Origin of the sequence: Rhodoblastus acidophilus (genome assembly GCF_009720655.1) — a bacterium.
Classification (GTDB): domain Bacteria; phylum Pseudomonadota; class Alphaproteobacteria; order Rhizobiales; family Beijerinckiaceae; genus Rhodoblastus; species Rhodoblastus acidophilus_A.
Window position 1 is genome coordinate 20760 of sequence record NZ_WNKS01000025.1, and the last position, 17356, is coordinate 38115.

19 protein-coding genes are annotated in these 17356 nt (G+C 63.4%); all 19 read left to right on the forward strand.

Annotated elements, in window-relative coordinates; genetic code table 11:
• Positions 1 to 5 precede the first annotated feature (5 nt).
• The gene (locus tag GJ654_RS18725) at positions 6 to 2021 is read left to right on the forward strand and encodes a terminase gpA endonuclease subunit (protein ID WP_155447703.1); all 2016 of its coding nucleotides are present in this window, start codon (positions 6 to 8) and stop codon (positions 2019 to 2021) included.
• 2 nt (positions 2022 to 2023) lie between these two features.
• Entirely contained in the window at positions 2024 to 2251 is a 228-nt protein-coding gene (gene gpW / locus GJ654_RS18730; protein WP_196305621.1) for a gpW family head-tail joining protein, read from the forward strand.
• Complete coding sequence (locus tag GJ654_RS18735; RefSeq protein ID WP_155447705.1) at positions 2251 to 3912, forward strand: phage portal protein; 1662 nt, start codon at positions 2251 to 2253, stop codon at positions 3910 to 3912. The genes gpW and GJ654_RS18735 overlap by 1 nt, the downstream gene beginning before the upstream one ends.
• A 349-nt stretch (positions 3913 to 4261) precedes the next feature.
• A complete protein-coding gene (locus tag GJ654_RS18740) occupies positions 4262 to 5527 on the forward strand; it encodes a S49 family peptidase (RefSeq protein ID WP_155447706.1) in 1266 nt (421 codons plus the stop codon).
• A gap of 34 nt (positions 5528 to 5561) precedes the next feature.
• Entirely contained in the window at positions 5562 to 5948 is a 387-nt protein-coding gene (locus GJ654_RS18745; RefSeq protein WP_155447707.1) for a head decoration protein, read from the forward strand.
• Positions 5949 to 5982: 34 nt separating this feature from the next.
• Complete coding sequence (locus tag GJ654_RS18750) at positions 5983 to 7029, forward strand: major capsid protein (RefSeq protein ID WP_196305622.1); 1047 nt, start codon at positions 5983 to 5985, stop codon at positions 7027 to 7029.
• The gene (locus GJ654_RS18755) at positions 7026 to 7532 is read left to right on the forward strand and encodes a tyrosine phosphatase family protein (protein WP_155447709.1); all 507 of its coding nucleotides are present in this window, start codon (positions 7026 to 7028) and stop codon (positions 7530 to 7532) included. The genes GJ654_RS18750 and GJ654_RS18755 overlap by 4 nt, the downstream gene beginning before the upstream one ends.
• A complete protein-coding gene (locus GJ654_RS18760) occupies positions 7462 to 8130 on the forward strand; it encodes a hypothetical protein (protein WP_246664823.1) in 669 nt (222 codons plus the stop codon). The genes GJ654_RS18755 and GJ654_RS18760 overlap by 71 nt, the downstream gene beginning before the upstream one ends.
• A gap of 4 nt (positions 8131 to 8134) precedes the next feature.
• On the forward strand, positions 8135 to 8608 hold the full coding sequence (locus GJ654_RS18765; RefSeq protein WP_155447710.1) for a hypothetical protein: 474 nt from the start codon (positions 8135 to 8137) through the stop codon (positions 8606 to 8608).
• Complete coding sequence (locus GJ654_RS18770; RefSeq protein ID WP_155447711.1) at positions 8608 to 9384, forward strand: hypothetical protein; 777 nt, start codon at positions 8608 to 8610, stop codon at positions 9382 to 9384. Before GJ654_RS18765 ends, GJ654_RS18770 begins: the two co-directional genes overlap by 1 nt.
• Positions 9381 to 9602, forward strand: coding sequence for a hypothetical protein (locus GJ654_RS18775; protein WP_155447712.1), 222 nt, complete (start codon positions 9381 to 9383; stop codon positions 9600 to 9602). Before GJ654_RS18770 ends, GJ654_RS18775 begins: the two co-directional genes overlap by 4 nt.
• Before the next feature lie 2 nt (positions 9603 to 9604).
• Complete coding sequence (locus tag GJ654_RS18780; RefSeq protein ID WP_155447713.1) at positions 9605 to 11167, forward strand: phage tail sheath subtilisin-like domain-containing protein; 1563 nt, start codon at positions 9605 to 9607, stop codon at positions 11165 to 11167.
• A 30-nt stretch (positions 11168 to 11197) separates the two neighbouring features.
• Complete coding sequence (locus GJ654_RS18785; RefSeq protein ID WP_155447714.1) at positions 11198 to 11569, forward strand: phage tail tube protein; 372 nt, start codon at positions 11198 to 11200, stop codon at positions 11567 to 11569.
• 7 nt (positions 11570 to 11576) lie between these two features.
• Complete coding sequence (locus GJ654_RS18790) at positions 11577 to 11912, forward strand: hypothetical protein (RefSeq protein ID WP_155447715.1); 336 nt, start codon at positions 11577 to 11579, stop codon at positions 11910 to 11912.
• A 383-nt stretch (positions 11913 to 12295) separates the two neighbouring features.
• Complete coding sequence (locus tag GJ654_RS18795) at positions 12296 to 14101, forward strand: hypothetical protein (protein WP_155447716.1); 1806 nt, start codon at positions 12296 to 12298, stop codon at positions 14099 to 14101.
• Positions 14101 to 15303 carry a DNA circularization N-terminal domain-containing protein gene (locus GJ654_RS18800; RefSeq protein ID WP_155447717.1) on the forward strand — a complete coding sequence of 401 codons (1203 nt, stop codon included), beginning with the start codon at positions 14101 to 14103 and terminating at the stop codon, positions 15301 to 15303. Before GJ654_RS18795 ends, GJ654_RS18800 begins: the two co-directional genes overlap by 1 nt.
• Positions 15303 to 16385, forward strand: coding sequence for a phage baseplate assembly protein (locus GJ654_RS18805; RefSeq protein WP_155447718.1), 1083 nt, complete (start codon positions 15303 to 15305; stop codon positions 16383 to 16385). Before GJ654_RS18800 ends, GJ654_RS18805 begins: the two co-directional genes overlap by 1 nt.
• Positions 16382 to 16810, forward strand: coding sequence for a phage baseplate assembly protein domain-containing protein (locus GJ654_RS18810; protein WP_155447719.1), 429 nt, complete (start codon positions 16382 to 16384; stop codon positions 16808 to 16810). Before GJ654_RS18805 ends, GJ654_RS18810 begins: the two co-directional genes overlap by 4 nt.
• Positions 16810 to 17346: a phage GP46 family protein gene (locus tag GJ654_RS18815; RefSeq protein ID WP_155447720.1), complete on the forward strand. Its 537-nt coding sequence runs from the start codon at positions 16810 to 16812 to the stop codon at positions 17344 to 17346. Before GJ654_RS18810 ends, GJ654_RS18815 begins: the two co-directional genes overlap by 1 nt.
• Positions 17347 to 17356: the final 10 nt, after the last annotated feature.

The following is a 17356-nucleotide window of genomic DNA, read 5'->3' on the forward strand; positions in this document are numbered from 1 at the left end:
ACGACATGTCGGCTATCGCCGGTGTGCTCGACGCGCTGGCGGAGCGTCTTGTTCTCGCGCCACCGATGCCATTGTCAGAGTGGATGGCGGAAAACATCGTTTTGGTCGACGGCCCCGCCGCGGGCCAACTCTGGAGCGCGAAGGGCGCGCCCTATCTCGTCGAGATTGCCGACTGTCTTGGCGACGATCATCCGTGCAACCTGGTCACGGTGCGAAAGAGCCAGCAGACCGGCGCTTCCATTCTGGCGCTCGCATGGTGTCTCTACATCGCTGATCGCGAACCGGCGAACACGCTTTACGCTGTGCCGGGGATCGACGCGCTGCGCGACCTCAACGCGGGAAAGCTGCAGCCACTTATTGACGCGTGGCAGCGTCGGACCGGTCGTGACGTTATCGAGCCGCAGACGTCGCGCTCTGGCTCAGGCTCCACAACATACGAAAAGGTTTTCTCGCGCGGCCGCCTCTGGCTCGGTAACGCCAACGCGGTAATGGACCTTTCGTCCAAGACGGCCAAAAAAGGCGTCAAGGACGAGGTGTCGAAGTGGCAGGACATTCCGGGTTATGGCGACCCAGAAACCTTGTTTTTTGGGCGTTTTACGGCTTTCAGACGGCGGCGAAACTGGAAAATTCTGGAGATTTCGACGCCGGAGGTCGATTCCGGCGACGAACTGGGGGAGGCTCCTGGTCATTGCCGGGTTGACCGATCCTTCAAGCGCTCGGATCAGCGATTTTGGCATTGCCAATGTCCGAATTGCGAGGGATGGTTCGTGCACGAGTTCCGTTTCCTCGAAATCGATGAGGAGCGGCCGCACAAGACAGCCTATGTCTGCCAGAATTGCGGCACGCTGATCGATGATGCGTCGCGAGTGCCGATGATCCGGGCCGGCGAGTGGCGGGCGACGGCGACGGGTGAGAACCGCCATCCTGGTTTTCACATCGACGCCTTCATTTCGCTGATGATGTCCTATGAGGCGATAGCCGAGGACTGGCTCAAGCAGCGCAAAAAAGGCGAGATCGGCCGCAAGGATTATTGGAACCTGGTTCTCGGCCTGCCCTACCAGTTCCGGGGCGACGCGCCGGACCATGTACGGCTGATGGAGCGCCGCGAAGAGGGTCTAACGCGTGGCCATATTCCGCCTCGCGGGCTCATCCTGCTGGCGGCGGCTGACGTGCAGATGCGCGGCATCTGGCTGGAAATCATTGCGATCGCGCCGGATCGGCAGACATGGGTGGTGGACGCGCTTTATCTCGACGGCTCGACAGAATCTCCTGACGGAGACGCATTCGAGAAGCTTCGGGCGCAGACGCTTAACCGGGAATTTCCCGACGCCTTCGGGCGGATGCGCAAAATTGACGCGCTCGGCGTGGACTCCGGCTACCGGTCGCATGTGGTTTACGCGTGGGTGCGAAGCAACCAGCGGCTTCACATTGACACCGGGCAGGATATGGTTCTGGCGCTCGACGGGCGCGACGGTTGGGGCAAGCCGCCGATCGGCACACCGAGCCTGATGGATATCGATCTGGCTGGGCACAAGGCCAAGAAAGGCGTCAAGCTCTGGCCGGTCGGTACATGGCCGCTGAAAGGGGCGTTTTATTCCGACCTGCACAAGCTCGGGGTGAAGTCAGGCGCATCGGCCGATCCGGAAGGCTATTGTCATTTTGGCATGTGGCTTGACGAAGAATATTTCAGGCAAATCACTGCCGAATACATGGCTGATGAGGCTTATCGCGGCCGCTCAAGGAAAGTCTGGAAGCGGGCCTATGAAGACAACCATTTGCTCGATTGCAGGATCTACAATCTGGCTTTAGCCGAATATCTCGGTCTGTCGAGCACCACGGATGTCGAATGGGCGCATCTCGCGCGTCGGCGTGGCTTGCCTGACGACGCTATAGCCAACGACCTCTTTGCGGCGCGCCCTATCGCTGGCGCCGCCGATAAGCCGCCGCCGATACCATTGCCGTCAGCGGAAGACGAACCCGACGATCCGTTCGAGCGCCTGGCGCGCTTTAATCAGGGATGAATATGGCCGCTGTTCCGATGGAGACGCTGACGCAGTGGCTCACTGAAGCCCGCACCGCGCTGCATCAATTGCAGATCGGTCGCCGGAGCGTCGAGGTGCGCGAAGGCGAGAAGTGGGTGACCTATACCACTGCCACTGTCAGCGAATTACGCGGTTATGTCGCCCGGCTTGAGGCGCAGATTGCGAACGGCGGGACCTATAGTCCCTCCGGCGTCGGGATTGTGTTCTGATGAACGCGCCCGCCAACCTGCGCGTCCACTGGAGCGCGACCTACGAGCCCCAGGCGGCTGCCATATCGTCTTCGACGGCGCGGCCGGCGCCCGCCAGCACGGCTTACACGGCGTCTTCCGGCATGACGCAGGAGTTGGCGGCGTTCTGGCCGGCGATGACGTCGGGCGATTCCGCCACGCTTCCGAACCAGCGGATCGCGCTCGACCGCACGCGACATCTTGTCCGCAACGATCCGCACGCCACAGCGGCGATCATGCGGTTGGTCGACATGGTTGTCGGCGCCGGCTGGCAATGTGTACCGACGCCGGACGCGAGAGCATTGGGGATAGACCCGAAAACGGCGCGCGAAATCGGTCGCGTGATCCGGTCGGAATGGAAGCTGTTTTCGCGCGACCCTCGCAAATTTGCCGATGCGCGTCGGCGGTTGTCGCTCAACGGGTTGTTGCGCCTTGCGGCGCGCACCTTTGCAATCGGCGGCGAGGCGACATCCGCGATCAAATACGACCGCCGCCGCGTCGAAAAGCTTGGCGCGCGCTATGCGACTTGCGTCGCGCAGATCGACCCGGACCGGGTTTGCAATCCGAAAAACGCCGCCGACAGTTTGAAAATTCGCGGCGGCGTCGAGTTCGACCGCGACGGCGTCCCTGTCGCCTATCATGTCCGCAACGGCCATATCGCGGATTGGTGGGCGTCCGTGCAGGCGCAGACCTGGACCCGAATCGAGCGTGAGACATCTTGGGGCCGCCCGGTGTTCATTCACGCGTTCGAGCCGGAGCGCGAGGACCAGACCCGCGCCGTCACGCCGTTTGCCGCGCTGGTTTCGCGCTTGCGCATGATCGGGAAGCACGGCGACACCGAGCTGGCCAACGCCACCGCCAACGCGTTGCTCGCGGCCTTTGTTTATTCCGATCTTCCGGATGAGGAAGTTGCGTCGCGTCTTGCCGCTGGCGGCAAGGAGTCGAGTGTGCGCGCGTCCTACATGACGCGCGCGCTGGATTATCTGGAGAAAAACCCGGCTGTACTCGGCGGCGTGCGCATCCCGATCATGCCGCCGGGGCACAAGATTTCGCTGAACAACGCGCCGCGCCCGACGACGGCGTTCCATGCGTTTCAATCCGCCTTCCTGCAGTCGATCGCGGCGGCTCTCGGCCTGTCGTACGAGCAGCTTTCGATGGACTGGAGCCGCACGAACTATTCGTCGGCGCGCGCCGCCTTGAATGAGGTCTGGCGCGCCATCAAGAGATTACAGGCGGTGTTCGCCGAGCAATATGTGCAGCCAATTTATCTCGCCTTTCTCGAGGAGGCGTTCGACAAAGGCTATGTCGTCGCGCCCGAAGGCGCGCCGGATTTTTGGGGCATGCCGGAAGCTTATGCGTCAGTGCGCTGGATCGGTCCCGGGCGCGGCTACGTGGACCCGGTCAAGGAAGCCGAAGGCGCCGCGCTGCGCATGGAGGGATTGACGTCCAATCTCGAAACCGAGTGCGCTGATCAGTCTATCGACTGGGAAGAAAACATCGAGCAGATCGCTTTCGAAAATGACGTTCTCAAAGAAAACGGTTTGTCGCGCATGTCCATCGTCGCCGCCGTGCAGGCGAACAAGGGCGTTAAGCCCGATTCCGAGGAAGCGACCGGCCCGGCCGGCGCGGGCGAACAAACTTAGAAATACCCAGAGAGGGCGGTCTGGTAAGGCTCGCAAGGCCCCCAGCACTCTTTGAGGACCCTGGCGGCAGTCAGGTGTAGGGGTTCAGCCCGCCGCCCGAATTTGAAACGAGCTTTTCTTACGAACCTATTCCCGCAGGAGCGACGGTGAGGCCCCTTAAGAAGGATCAGCTTCAGCCTATCGGGGTGGCGGGTGAGGGAGAAAGAATGGGGCGCATATCGGTTCGTTAAAGCGCTCTCCCCACCCGGGGGTTGTAGTTGGGTTGACCGCAAGCCTTGCAGGCCCGGGAAGCGGTGACAGGTCGGAAAGACGGCCATCAGTTTCGCCCGAGCGGGCAGAGAGTTCCAAAATGCCCCAAACCCTCCGCGTCGCCTCGCTGGTGTTCAATCAGCCGTTGATGGTCGAGCCCAGCGCCGCCGAGGCGCTGGTTTCCGGTCTTGCGGAACGCTTCGGCGTCGATCCCCTTGTCGAGATTGACGCCAGCCGTTTCGTCGGGCGCCCGTCCGGGCCTCGCGGCGAAGACGGGCGCACCATTCCGATGTTTCGAATGGAAAGCGGCGTCGCTCTGATTTCAGTGATGGGCGAGCTGGTCAATCGCGGCGCCTGGATCGGCGCATCGAGCGGGTTGACTTCCTATGAAGGGCTTGACGCGCAGCTCGCCGCGGCCGAGGCGGCGGAGGTTCGCGCCGTTATTCTTGACGTTAACTCGCCGGGCGGCCAGGTCGCTGGGGCGATGGAGACGGCGGCGCGGGTGCGGGCGCTTTCGGCCAAAAAGCCGGTCTATGCTTTTGTCAATGGGCTGGCGGCCTCGGCCGGCTACGCCATCGCCGCCGGCGCGTCGAAGATCGTGACGACGCCGTCGGCGGAGGTCGGCTCGATCGGCGTGATCATGGTGCATGTGGACCGGTCGGCGCAGCTGGAGAAGGCCGGCGCCAAGCCGACGATCTTCACCAAGGGCGAATTCAAAGCGGACGGCCACCCTTACGGGCCGGTGTCCGAAGAAGCGGCGGCGCGCATCGATGCGCGGTTGGAATCCGCTTACGGGCTGTTCGTTTCTTCCGTCGCGGCCTTTCGTGGGCTTTCCGAGCAAGCCGTGCGCGACACCAAAGCCGGGATTTTCATGGGGCGGGCGGCTGTCAAAGCCGGTCTCGCCGACGCCGTCGGCGGCTTGGACGACGTCTTCGCCATGATCGCCGCCGATCTGAAAGCCGAGGACGCGCTGGGGCTCGCTATGCGCGGAAATCAAGGACCGAAAAGCATGAGCGAAACCACCATCACTGCCGAGCAGCTCGCCGCTGCCGAAACCGCCGCCATGGCGCTGGGCGCCGAAGCCGAACGCAAGCGCGTCGCCGCCATTCTTGGCCATGATGCCGCGAAAGGGCGTGAGGCCCTGGCGCAGCATCTGGCGCTTCAGACCGATATGGCGCCGGAAGCCGCTGCTGCCGCGCTCGCTGCCTCGCCGCTCGCCACTGCCGCGCCGAAGACGCACCGCCTCGACGCGATCGCGCCAAACCCGGCGGTTGACGCCCAGGACAGGGACAATAGCCCGGAAGACGCCGTCGGCGCGGGCCTCGCCGCCGCCGTCGATCGCATGATCGCTCGGCCGAAGCGCTGAGCGGCCGTTACCGCCAAACAAGGAGACACGCGCAATGGTCGCTCCCGTTCGCACTTACACCCAGCCGAAAATCCTGTCCGACCTCGTCAAGTACGAAGAAGAGGTGGGCTATTCCCGCGACACCGGCACGCTGAAAGCCGGCGAAACAACCGTCATTGGCACGCCCGTCGCCCATGACGCCAACGGCAAGGTGGTGGCGTTGCCGAACGACGGGTCGCTCGCCTGCATCGGCGTTTCCATCGCTGAACGCAGCGCCGGCGTCGCCGATGTCACGGATGGCGCCCTCTACATTGCCAACAATGCGCTCTTGGCCGATTCCGGCATCGTTTGGCCGTCCGGCATTTCCGGCGCCAACAAGACCAAGGCCGTCGGAGAGCTGCGCGCGCTTCCTGGCCCGGTCAAGGTCCGCGCCGCCGTCTGATGTCTTCCACCTTCTCTCTTCAAGCGAGGTCACCGTGACCGACATTTTGTTTCCTTATACCGCCCTGCAACTGACCGGGCAGGTCAACCGCATTCCGAACCTCTACGGTCTGCTCAACGATCTCGACCTGTTTCCGTCGTCCGGGTCGATCTCCACTCTGATCGAAGTGCGGCGCGACGAGCATACGCTGTCCGTGCTGCCGGCCGTCGAACGCGGCGGCCCGGCTTCGGTCGCCGAACGTAAACGCGGTGACGTGCTCTATTTCGAGGTTCCGCACTTCCCGCATCTCGACATGATCGGCCCGCGCGACCTGCAGAACATGCTGACGGTCGACGGCCGCGCCGCCAGGCCGCGCACGCTCGAGGACGAGATGGCCAAGCGCCTGCGCGCCATCCGCAGCAAGCACGCGATCACCCGCGAATGGATTCGTATGGGCGCCCTGAAGGGCAACATCGTCGATGGCCAGGATGCCACCCTCTACAATCTGTTCGACGCTTTCGGCTTCACCAAGGTCACCATCTATTTCAACCTCTCCAGCTCGACCACGGATGTCGACGGGCTGTGCAGCCAGTTGTTCGAGCAGATCGCCACCAACCTGCGCGGCGAAGTGATGAGCCACGTCGAGGCCATTGTCTCTCCGGCCTTTTTCGACGCTTTCATCGGCCATCCCAAGGTGCAGAAATACTGGCTCAACTGGTCCAACGCCGAAAAGCTGGCGCAGGTCGATCGCCAAAAGGTCGGCGGCCAGATGGGCCGCACCTTCACCTATCAGAAGATCATCTTCCGCGAATATTACGGCGTCGCGCCGGTGAAGGTGAGCGGCTCCCTGGTGTCCAAGTCCTTCGTCACCACTGGCAAGGGCCACGCCTATCCGGCCGGAACGCTCGACACGTTCTACACCTATGACGCGCCGCCCGAGGACATCCGCTTCGTCAACGAGGCGCCCGGCCAGGAAGTGTTCATCTCGCCGAAGATCCTCGATCACGGCCAGGGCGTCGAACTGATGACGCAGTCCAACCAGCTCGCCATGGTGCGCCGCCCCGAAGTGCTGGTCGAGCTCGATTCCGGCGCGGCTCCGTGAGCGCCGTCATCTGGGTTTGCGCAATAAACGAAATTCAAGATGTAGCGAGCAAGAACCAGATTAGCGCGGTTGTTTCGCTTGGAGATGCGACGGAACAGGCCCCGTTTTTTGCGGGGGTTGAGACCCTCCGGTTGGAATTCGCCGATGTAGCGCGGCGGCGGCGTGATCTTTTGCCGCCAACCGCCGCGCACGCTCGAAGGCTAATCGCATTCGCGCAATCCTGGGGCAAGCGCGACGCCATGTTGGTTCATTGCTGGCGTGGCATTGGCCGGTCTCCGGCGGCGGCTTTCATTGTCGCTTGCGCCTTATCACCGGAGAGGGCTGAGGCGGAGATCTCCGCCGATATGTATCGGGCCAGTCCATCCATACAGCCAAACCGGCTTCTCGTCGCTCTCGGTGATGCTGTGATGGGGCGGCGTGGACGGATGATTGATGCAATTGAGCGTTTTGGCGATGGCGACGGGTTCGGCGCGCCGTTCGCCTTACCGATTGAAGGTGCGTGAAATGGCCGCTGTCCAGATTAGGATCGACGCCAGCCAATTGACCACGCTCGGCAATCTGCTGGGCGCGGCCGGCGAGAAATCGCAAACCGCGATCATGCGCGCCCTCAACCATACCGGCAAGAAAGCCCGCATCGCGATGGTCAGGGCGCTAGTCCCGCAAACGGGCTTGAAAAACAAGACTATCAAGAAAGCGCTCGGGCAGCATACCGCTTACGACGGCAGGTCGGGCGGCGCTGCGCGGGGCGCGTATGTCATCAAGTCCAAGGGCGGCAACATCCGTCTGAAGTTTTTCAAGCCGCGTGAGGGCGGCGACGGCGTCGACGCGTCGCCGTGGAATGCTCAGCACCACTATGCCGGAGGCTTCACCAAAGTTGGCGGCGGCTTCGGTAAGAAGCGGCGCAAGAAAACAAAAAAATTCGGCGGCAACGTCATGCGAAGGGTGGGAGGCTCACGCAAGCCACTTGAGGTTGTGAAGTCAGGCCTCGACATTCCCGATGAAATGGTAACCGGCGCGTCCGCGTCGTCGTTTTATTCAACCGTGCAATCCGACCTCATGCCGCGCGTTTTCCACGAACTCTTGCGCGTAATCCCTGGCTGACCAGATGAGTAATTTCGCGCGGGAATGGGTGGACGCTGAAGCAGCCCTCGACGAAGCCATGGGCGAAGAATGGCGGCTCATTCCGCGCGGCGCGCCTTTGCGCGCCGATGGTCAGCCTGCGGTCAACGCTCGGCCTTCCTTGGAGGCGACCGATCGGCAACCGGTCTATTTCACCGGGCGGTTCCGGATGGTTCCAAAAGTCATCCATCCGGCCGGGCGCAACAAGCCGGCGTCCGATGTGCATCCGCTGTCCGGCGTCTCGCCCGTTCTGGCGCTTTCGGGCGCCGAGGCGCAGCGCATTCGCGATCTTTCGGGGAGCGACCCGCAGCGCGGCGACCTGGTAGCGCGGCTTGCAGACGAAGCTTTTTTTCGCGTCGAGATGACGCAACCTCTCGATCTCGGCATGGTGGAGATGACACTGGTGGCGACCAATCCGCCGGAGCTTTCGCGCACGCTCGCTGAGCCGGTTTACGACTGATGTCGCTGCAACGGACCGCTTTGCGGCTGGGCGCCTGCTGCGCCCTGCTCGCCGACCCCGTGCTCGCCGCGCGGCTGAATGGGCGCGTGTTCGATTCACGTTTGGCGATGTTCGACAGCGCGGAGCCGGTCCCGCTCATTCTGCTCTATGCGGAAGATGACGACGGCGGGGCGTTTTCCGCCAACAACGGCGGCCCGGATTTCAACCGGACGTGCGAACTGACGATGGAAATCGCCATTCGCGCCACCGATCCAGACACCGGCGACGCCGTGGTCGCTGTGTCCGACCGTGAGATGGAAGGCGATCTCGATCTGATCGAACATCGCATCGTTGGCGACGCCTCGGATATTCAAAATGGCGGGTTTTTCCTGAGCTCGGGAAATACCTATTCCAAATATCTGCGCGACCACGTCATTCGCCGCATCAGCAAGGTTTCGTCGTCGCGCTATCAAGACGACGCCACCGGGCAGCGGTTCGCGGTGCGAGTGGTGACGCTGTCCTGCGAGATGAAGACCCGTGGCGCATTTGCGGGCGTTTTGCCCGCGCCGCTGAACCTGCTCCCGCCCGCACTTGGGGCGCTCGCGGCGTTGTCGCCGCCGGCCGACGTGCTGGCGGAATTGAAACGCCTTGCGGCGCAATTCAGCGCGCCGGACGATCTCCCGAGGCTGGAAACCGTCGCCCTCACGCTCGAGCCCGGCCGCGCCGGCGGGCCCGCGTCCACCACGCCCGACCCCGCCGACCCGACCTTTGTCGCCCACCCGGAACAATCGACATGACCGAGACCATCAACATTCGCCCGACCGATCCCAAAGCCGACATTTCCGACCCGTCGCATGGCGGCGCCCGCCTGCCGTGGGTGGAGGAAGGCGTTCCGCGCATCTACGACGCTTATTGGGCCGGTCACATCATGCGCGGCGATATCGAGATCGTGGAGCCGTCGGCCGCCTCCGCTGAACCTTCCGCTGAACCTTCCGCTGACAACACTGGAGCCTGACGATGGGCAATGTCGCTTTTGAAAGCATGCCGTCCAACATCAGGACGTCGCTGTTTTTCGCAGAATTCAACGCCGGCGCCGCGCCGTACAATTCGACCTCGCGGCATGTGCTGATCGCGCACGCTAAGGCTGGCTATCCGGCCGTGGGCGGTTTGAACGAACTGGGTGGAGGCAATCCCTCCAATCTGTTCGGTCTGGGATCGATGGCCGCCGACATGGCGCTTTATGCGCGCGAGCACGATCCGCTCGGCGCGATTTCCGTGCTGGTGGTGGCGGAGCCGACGGGCGACAAAGCCTCGGCGACAGTGACCTTCGCCGGCCCGGCCACCGCCGGCGGCACGTTCACGCGCTACATCGCCGGCCAGGCGGTTTCGGTCGCCGTCGCCGTGGGCGACACCGCCGCGTCCGTCGCCGCCGCCTTCAAGGCGGCCGTCGACGCCGGCTACACGCAATTCAATTTGCGGATGGGCTATCCGGTGACGGCGGCAGTGAACAGCGCCGTCGTGACGCTGACGGCTGTTCATAACGGGTCGTATGGCAACGACATCCGCATCGAAAGCGCGCTTCAGGGCGAAAACGATCCTGCCGGCATCACGGTCACTTATTCCGGTGGGACGGCGGCTTCGACGGTCAACAGCGCCTATTTGCTGGGTGGGGGCTCGGGCGAGGTCGATATGGCGGCGGCGCTGGCGCGGCTCGGCCCGGTCAACGCCGAATGGATTTCCGGGCCCTGGGCCTCGACGGCGCAACTCAATGCGTCGCAGACGTTTTTGGCGAATTCCGGCTCCGGGCGCTGGGCGCCGACCGTGCAGCAGGGCGGCCATTACATCACGGCGCGTCCCGGCACACTGTCGGAGCTGACGGCGTTCGGCGCGGCGCGCAACGATCCGCATGCGACTATTCTCGGCATCCGCGGCATGCCCGCCGCGCCGTGGGTGGTGGCGGCGGCGGTCGGCGGCGTGGTCGCGCGCAGCAAGAACCTTGGCGCGCCGCTCTCTCAAGCCACGGAAATCGCGCGGCCGCTGCAAACCATCGCGCTTTCGGGCATTCTGGCGCCTTATGCTCCATCGTCTTATTGGGCGCGTGCGGATCGGGAATCGCTCTATCGCAACGGCATTGCGGCTTACACGGTGGACGCCGCCAAAACGGTGCGGCTGGAGCGGCTGGTCACGACCTACCAGCGGAATCCCTACGACACGCCCGACACGACCTGGCTCGACATCGAAACGCTGGCGATTTCGCAATATGTCGGCCGCTACATGCGGCATCGCGTCGAGTCGCTCTTTCCGCGCTGCGTGCTGGTCGACGAGAACCCAAACAACAACCAGGGCGTAGTCACGACGGACGCGCTTCGCGCCGCAAACATTCACGCCTACACCGAGTTGGCCGGCGCCTCGCTGGTCGAGAATGTCGCGCTGTTCGCGAAATATCTGATCGTCGAGCGGGATTCCGACCCGAACCGGGTCAATTCCTTCCTGCCAACCGACGTGGCCAACCAGTTCCGCGTGTTTGCGGCCAACATCACGATTTACACGCAAATGACCGACGCGCTGCTGAACGGCTGAGCCGGCCCGCGCCAAACATAGGAGTTCGACATGGACAACAAGGGCGGCCGCGTCTCGATTTCGATCAACGGCGTCAATTATTCGCCGCGCGAAGCCAGCGTGAAAATTTCGCCGACGACGGTGGAGATGGAAAACGGCGCCAATGGCGACGGGACCGGGTATTCCACTGTCAAGCCGGTGCTGGCGGCGGCGGATATCAGCTTCGACCGGGGGCAGACTTCCGGCATCAAATGGGACAACGCGATGCTGTTGGCCGACATCAACGTGACGGTCAATGAGATGGACACGGGCGTCAGCCATCTGCTCACCAGCGCGCGCTGGAGCGGGCGGCCAGAGCTGGACACGGCGACGGGCGAAATCACCGGCCTCAAGGTCGAGACCGACAAGTATCAGGCGGTGTGAGGCGGCGATGGCGAAGCAAGTGACGATTCAGCTGATCGGCGAGCCGATCAAAAGCCATTCCGGCCCGGTGACGGCGGTCACGCTTCGCGAGCCCCGTTACAGCGAATATTCCGAGCTTGGCGAGCCTGCTCGCTGGGCCGTGAAAGATGGCGTGAGCATCCGCATCGAAAACGACGATGCGATCAAGGGCTATATCGAGCGCTGCGTTGTCGCGCCTGCCGATTCTCTCCTGCTCGATCAGGCCGAACTGGTCGACGCCATGCGGATCAAGGAGGGTATGCTCGGTTTTTTTTGGGAAGCCCGGGCGAAGATTTCGAGCAACTCTTCGAGCTCCTCGTCCTGATGCCGGGCGTCCGCGTGCTGGACGCGCGAGCGTTTTCGGAAATGGCGCGGTCTGACCTCCTGGCCGTCGCCAAACACTGCGTGAAATGGTTGAAGAAGCAACGGCGGTGATTGATGGCTGATCGCATCATGCGCGCCGAGGCGCAAATCAGCGCCAGGGACGCCGGGTTTACTTCGACCCTGTCGAAGCTCGGCGCGGCGCTCAAGGGCTTCGGGCGCACGGCGGAATCGATCAAGGGCGCGGCGTCGCTCGGGCTCAACGCCAAGGACATGGAGAAAATGTCGCGGCTGTCGCGCGGGCTCGGCAACTCGCGCGCCGCCATGGCGTCGGCCGCCGCCGCCGGCATGCTGGACAAGGTCGCCGCCGTCGCCGGGCCCGCCGCCATGGCCTATGGCGTCGGCAAAGTGATCACCGCCGGGCAGAAGGCGCAGCATGAACGGTTGCGCATGGAAGCCTCCGGCATGGCGAAGGAGGAGATCGAGCACGCCAACGCCCAGGCGTTGAAACTGGCGAAGGATATTCCGAATTTCGACCAATCGACGACGATGCACATGTTGCGCAACATGCGCTCGATTGTCGGGTCGTATGAGGAAGCCGCCGAACTGCTCGAACCGATGATGAAATTGCGCGCCGTCACCGAAGCGGCGCGCGGCGGCGAGAACATGGCCGAGGAGTTTGACAAGCTCATCAAGGGCATGGAGATCAAAGGCGCGACGCAGAATCCTCGGGAGTTCCGTCAGTACATGGACGGTATGGCCAAGGCCATGAACGTGTTTGGCGACACGTTGCGCCCGACCGATTATTACGAAATGTTCAAGTATGGCCGGCAATCGACGCGCGGATTGTCTCAGGAATACATGCTTCAGGTCGCGCCGACGCTGGCGCAGGAATTGGGCGGCGCCCAGGCCGGCACGGCGCAACAGGCGTTCTTTTCCGCCATCGTTGGCGGCAAGATGACCAAGACCGCCCTGAAACAAATGATGGATTACGGGCTGGTCGATCCATCGAAAGTTTACACCCCGAAGGGCGGCCACATCGCGCAGGTCAAGCCGGGTGGAATCATCGGATCGCAGATGGCGATGGCGAATCCGTATGAATGGGTGAACCAATTTCTGCTGCCGGCGCTGGCAAAAAAGGGCGTCGTCGATCCCAACAAGATCCAGGAAGTCATCGCCACGCTGTTCTCGAAGGGCACGGCGGCGCAGCTCGTCAGCATTTTTGCGACCCAGCAATCGCGGTTTATGAAAGACGCGGCGTTGGTGCGCGGCGCCAAGGGGCTGGAATCGGCCGACATGTTCAACAGCCGCGACGGCGGCATCGCGTTTCGAAACCTCGGCCAGCAGCTCGGCAGCTATATGCAGGAAGCCGGCAAGGCGATCGCCGACAGTCTCGCCGCGCCGACGAACGAATTTGCGCAGGCTGTCGCGTCGGCGACGGAGCGCCTGCACGAAAATCTCGAGGCCAACAAAAAGGGCGAGGTTTCGCCGGGGCAAGAGAGATTTAACGATCTCGCCAACAAGGTCGTGGGAGACCTTACGAGAGATCCAAACAACAAAGCCGCTTATGCAAAACGGCGTGATGAGCTCTTTGGCCGACTGGAAAAGCTCAACAAGGATTTGAAGTTCGCCGAAGGCATGGTCAACCAAACGGGCGGCGCACAGGCATGGAAGGATCAGGTCGCGCAGATCAACGCAGCGCGTGAGGCAATCGCCGCAGAAGCCGGGTCGATGATTGAAGCGCATGAGGCGCTTGCTCGATTGCGCGCGGACGCCGATGGCGCGGCACAGGCGCTCGAGTCGTTGAAGCAATATGCGATGAACCGGGAAAAACCGGAACTGAAGCCCGGCGACCGTCATCCGGGCGGCCCCGCGGCCTTCCCGCTGTCGAAAGACTATTCCGGGCTTGATGCGAACGGCGCGCCGAAGACGGAAGCCAGCAAACAGAGCGAGCACAAGCCGCTCGACCTTCAGGCCATCCTCAACGGCAAGATCGAGGCAGTGGTGAACAAGCCCGTTGATGTAACGGGCAAAGTCGAGCTCGAAGGTTCGGCGCAGGTCACTGTCGGGATCAGGGTGCTGGAAGGGGCCGGGAGGGTCGACAGCATGTTCGCCTCGTCCAAAGGTCACATTAAGGCGAATGTTAAGGCGAGCACCGGCCCGACCATGCCGAACGCCGGGGCGCCGCAATAATGGAGTCCGTCACCGACTGGACCAAGCGGCTGCGCCGCGCCAGCTACAAGGGCTTCGCTTTCCAGGTCGAGAGCGGCGGCCCGAGCGGGTTCGGCCGGCACGCCGTCAACCACGACTACGTCGGCGGCGAGCAGGGGCAGGCCGAAGACCTCGGCCGCAAGACCGGGACGCACAGGATCACCGCCTATATCGCCAACGGCTCCGCTTATGCCGATGGTCGGGCGCTGCTCGGCGTCTGCGCCTCGAAAGGGTCCGGCGATCTCGTCATGCCCGACGGCGAGGTGATCGCGTGCATCTGCACGGAGGTCGAGCGCAAGTACAATCGCGACAAGCAAGGCTATGTCGCTTTCGAGCTGGAGTTTTTGCCTTGGGGCGGTTCGCTCGGGCCGTTTTCGGTCGAGCTGTTCGATCGGGTGTGCGCCTCGGTGTTGTCCGGCCTGCCGGCGCTGCTGTCCGTCGCGATCGGCGGCATGGTGTCGCCGCCCGTCGCGCAGATCGCCGCCGCCGCGGGCCTCGCGGAGTCCGTGGCCTCCGCCGTGGTTTCGGCGTCGTCGGCGGCGCCGCTTGCGTCCGATGACGCCGCCAGCGTCCACACCTCGGGCGCGCAGCTGACGGATTCCGCCGCGTCGATCGCCACGCTGGCCGATGTCGCGGATTTCGCGCAGGCTGTGGCCGCGCAAATCCAGACGGTGGGCGCGGCCTTGCCCGCGACTGACGGCAACGCGTTCGCGGTCGGGCTGGCGGCCAATCTGGCGGCTTTGGCCCCGTCTTCGGCCTCGCCCGGGATCGCCGCGCAGAATGTGCTGGCCTCGGCGCTGCTCGTCGCGGCGCGGGGCGCGGCGGCGGGCGAGATCGCGCGCGCGGCGTCGTCGCTGGAGCTGACGGACCGGCAAAGCGCCAAAGAAGCGCTGGACGCGCTGGTGGCGGCGACCGACCCAATGATTGACGTTTTGGGGCAGGTGCTGGGCGCGGACGCGTCGCAGGCGCTGGCAGACGCGCAAATCGCCGCGGTGCGGGCGCTCAACGCCGCCATGCTGGACACGGCGCCGCTGATTGAGGTTTCGACCACGCTGCGATATCCCGCGGCCGCCGCCGCTTATGCGCTTTATGGCGACCCGTCGCGCGCAGGCGAACTGCTGGCGCGCAATGGCGTGGGGACGCCGCTGTTCATGCCGAATATCTTTGTCGCCCTGGCCGAATAATGGCGATCGAGCAAGTTTCTGTCGCGCTGTCGTCGCTGCGCATGACCGGTTGGACGTCGGTTTCGATCGATTGGGACTATGAGGCGGCGGCGCAGAGTTTTGAGCTGAAGGTGACCGAGCCCGAATGGACGCAGGCGTGGGACCCAGGCGCGGCTGTGCCGTTTCTTGACGAGGAGTTGTCGATTTATGCCGGCGGCGACCTTGTCGTCACCGGCTATATCGACACTTACGAAGCCAATATTTCGACGGACAATCACGAAGTCACGATTTCGGGTCGGTCCAAGAGCGGCGATGCAATCAAGTCGCATGCGGTTCACAAGACCGGGCGGATCGAAAAGAAAAAACTGGTGGACGCGGCCAACGAGTTGTCGAAATCCACTGGCCTTCAAGTGAAATTCACCAGCGATTTGTCGCTGAAGCCGATTCCGAAAATCCAGCTTGCGCGGGATGACACCGTGTTCCATGCGGTCGAGCGCGAGGCGCGGAAGCAGGGCGCGGCGCTTGTGCCGCAGCCGGACGGGACCGTGAAGATCACCCGCCCCAAAGGCGATCGGCACGCCGGGCAGTTGGTCGAGGGGTTCTTTCCGCTGAAGTCGGGCCGCGTGAAATTTGATCGCTCCGGCCAGCATTCGCACATTCATGTGCGCGGGCAGCGCGCGCTCGGCGTGGACGAGAAAAGCTTGCGGGTCGAGCACATCGAGCTCGACGCGACGATCAAGCGCATCAGCCGCAAAATCGTCCATCTCGAGGGCGACGGCGACATCAAGCTGGCGAAAAAACGCGGCAAGCATGAGGTGTTGCGCCAGGCGGCAAAAGGCAAGGTCTGGACGCCGAAGGTTTCGAGCTGGCGCGATTCGACCGGGCAGCTCTGGACGCCCGGAAAGTTGGTCGCGTGCCGGGCGCCGCGCTGGCACATCGATGGCGACATGGCGATCAAAAGTGTGTCGTTTTCGCAGGATCTGACGGACGGCACCATCGCCGATCTGACCATGGTCGATCCGCGGGCGCTCGGCGGCTCCAAGGGCAAGGGTGACGCCGGCGCGCTCGGCGCGGGCGGCGACGGCAAGGATCTGGACGAATGAGCGGCGACATTTTCCGCTTCCTGCTCGACAAGGTCGATGACAGCGGCAAGCTGCAGAAAATCGATGGGAAGGGCTATGCCGGCGAGGAATTCGCCGGCGCGCATCGCGTCGGCCATTTTGGCTACGCGTACAATCCGCCCAAGGGGTCGCATGGCGTCGGCTATTCGCCGCGCGGCATGGGCGATTTGGCGTTCATGCTTGGGATGGAGCATCCCGATCTTCGGCCCAAAGACCTCGCGCCGGGCGAATGCCGGCTTTACGACGCTGAAGGCAACACGATTTTCATGGGCCTGAAGAACGGCATCCACATTTCCAACAAGCAGGGGCATGTGGTCGTGACGTCGGCCGGAAATGTCTATCTCAACGGCAAGGGCGGCGCGCGGGTGATGACGGAAAACGGGCCGTCTGAAAAGGTCTATGCCTGATGGCGATCACCACGCGCGTTCTCACCACCAAGAACGCCGTTCCGCCGCCGGACATCGTTTGGAATGGCGTTCGCGGCGATTTCGCGCTCGCGGCCGATGGTGGGCTGCGCGGCGGCGAGACATTCGCTTCCGCCGTTTGCATGCTGCTGTTTTCCGACGCGGCCTGCGAAAAATCCGATCTGACCATGTTCGACAACGGCGACCGTCGCGGCTGGATCGGCGACGCCTTCGACATCGACGCTGGCGCCGGCGAAGGGCCGATGGGGTCGCTGCTGTGGCGCTTTCGCCGGTCCGAGCTGGTGGCGGAAACCGGTTACAAGGTCGAGGACGCGGCGCGCAGCGCGCTGCGTCCGCTGATCACGCAAAAGGCCTGCGCGCGCATCGATGTCTCTGCCGAAGTGGACGCACCGGCCGGGCTGATCCGTCTGTTTGTGACGATTTACGGCGAAGACGGCGGCGTGATGTGGGCCGCGAGATTCGACATTTTGTGGCAGGCCATCGCCGGCAAGGCCGGCGGTCCGCTGCTGAAGCCCTGATCAGGAACTA

Coding starts and splice junctions, on each gene's coding strand:
- GJ654_RS18725 (WP_155447703.1), top strand. CDS start 6: ATGTCGGCTATCGCCGGTGTGCTCGACGCGCTGGCGGAGCGTCTTGTT.
- gpW (WP_196305621.1), top strand. CDS start 2,024: ATGGCCGCTGTTCCGATGGAGACGCTGACGCAGTGGCTCACTGAAGCC.
- GJ654_RS18735 (WP_155447705.1), top strand. CDS start 2,251: ATGAACGCGCCCGCCAACCTGCGCGTCCACTGGAGCGCGACCTACGAG.
- GJ654_RS18740 (WP_155447706.1), top strand. CDS start 4,262: ATGCCCCAAACCCTCCGCGTCGCCTCGCTGGTGTTCAATCAGCCGTTG.
- GJ654_RS18745 (WP_155447707.1), top strand. CDS start 5,562: ATGGTCGCTCCCGTTCGCACTTACACCCAGCCGAAAATCCTGTCCGAC.
- GJ654_RS18760 (WP_246664823.1), top strand. CDS start 7,462: ATGCAATTGAGCGTTTTGGCGATGGCGACGGGTTCGGCGCGCCGTTCG.
- GJ654_RS18765 (WP_155447710.1), top strand. CDS start 8,135: ATGAGTAATTTCGCGCGGGAATGGGTGGACGCTGAAGCAGCCCTCGAC.
- GJ654_RS18770 (WP_155447711.1), top strand. CDS start 8,608: ATGTCGCTGCAACGGACCGCTTTGCGGCTGGGCGCCTGCTGCGCCCTG.
- GJ654_RS18775 (WP_155447712.1), top strand. CDS start 9,381: ATGACCGAGACCATCAACATTCGCCCGACCGATCCCAAAGCCGACATT.
- GJ654_RS18780 (WP_155447713.1), top strand. CDS start 9,605: ATGGGCAATGTCGCTTTTGAAAGCATGCCGTCCAACATCAGGACGTCG.
- GJ654_RS18785 (WP_155447714.1), top strand. CDS start 11,198: ATGGACAACAAGGGCGGCCGCGTCTCGATTTCGATCAACGGCGTCAAT.
- GJ654_RS18790 (WP_155447715.1), top strand. CDS start 11,577: ATGGCGAAGCAAGTGACGATTCAGCTGATCGGCGAGCCGATCAAAAGC.
- GJ654_RS18795 (WP_155447716.1), top strand. CDS start 12,296: ATGGCCTATGGCGTCGGCAAAGTGATCACCGCCGGGCAGAAGGCGCAG.
- GJ654_RS18800 (WP_155447717.1), top strand. CDS start 14,101: ATGGAGTCCGTCACCGACTGGACCAAGCGGCTGCGCCGCGCCAGCTAC.
- GJ654_RS18805 (WP_155447718.1), top strand. CDS start 15,303: ATGGCGATCGAGCAAGTTTCTGTCGCGCTGTCGTCGCTGCGCATGACC.
- GJ654_RS18810 (WP_155447719.1), top strand. CDS start 16,382: ATGAGCGGCGACATTTTCCGCTTCCTGCTCGACAAGGTCGATGACAGC.
- GJ654_RS18815 (WP_155447720.1), top strand. CDS start 16,810: ATGGCGATCACCACGCGCGTTCTCACCACCAAGAACGCCGTTCCGCCG.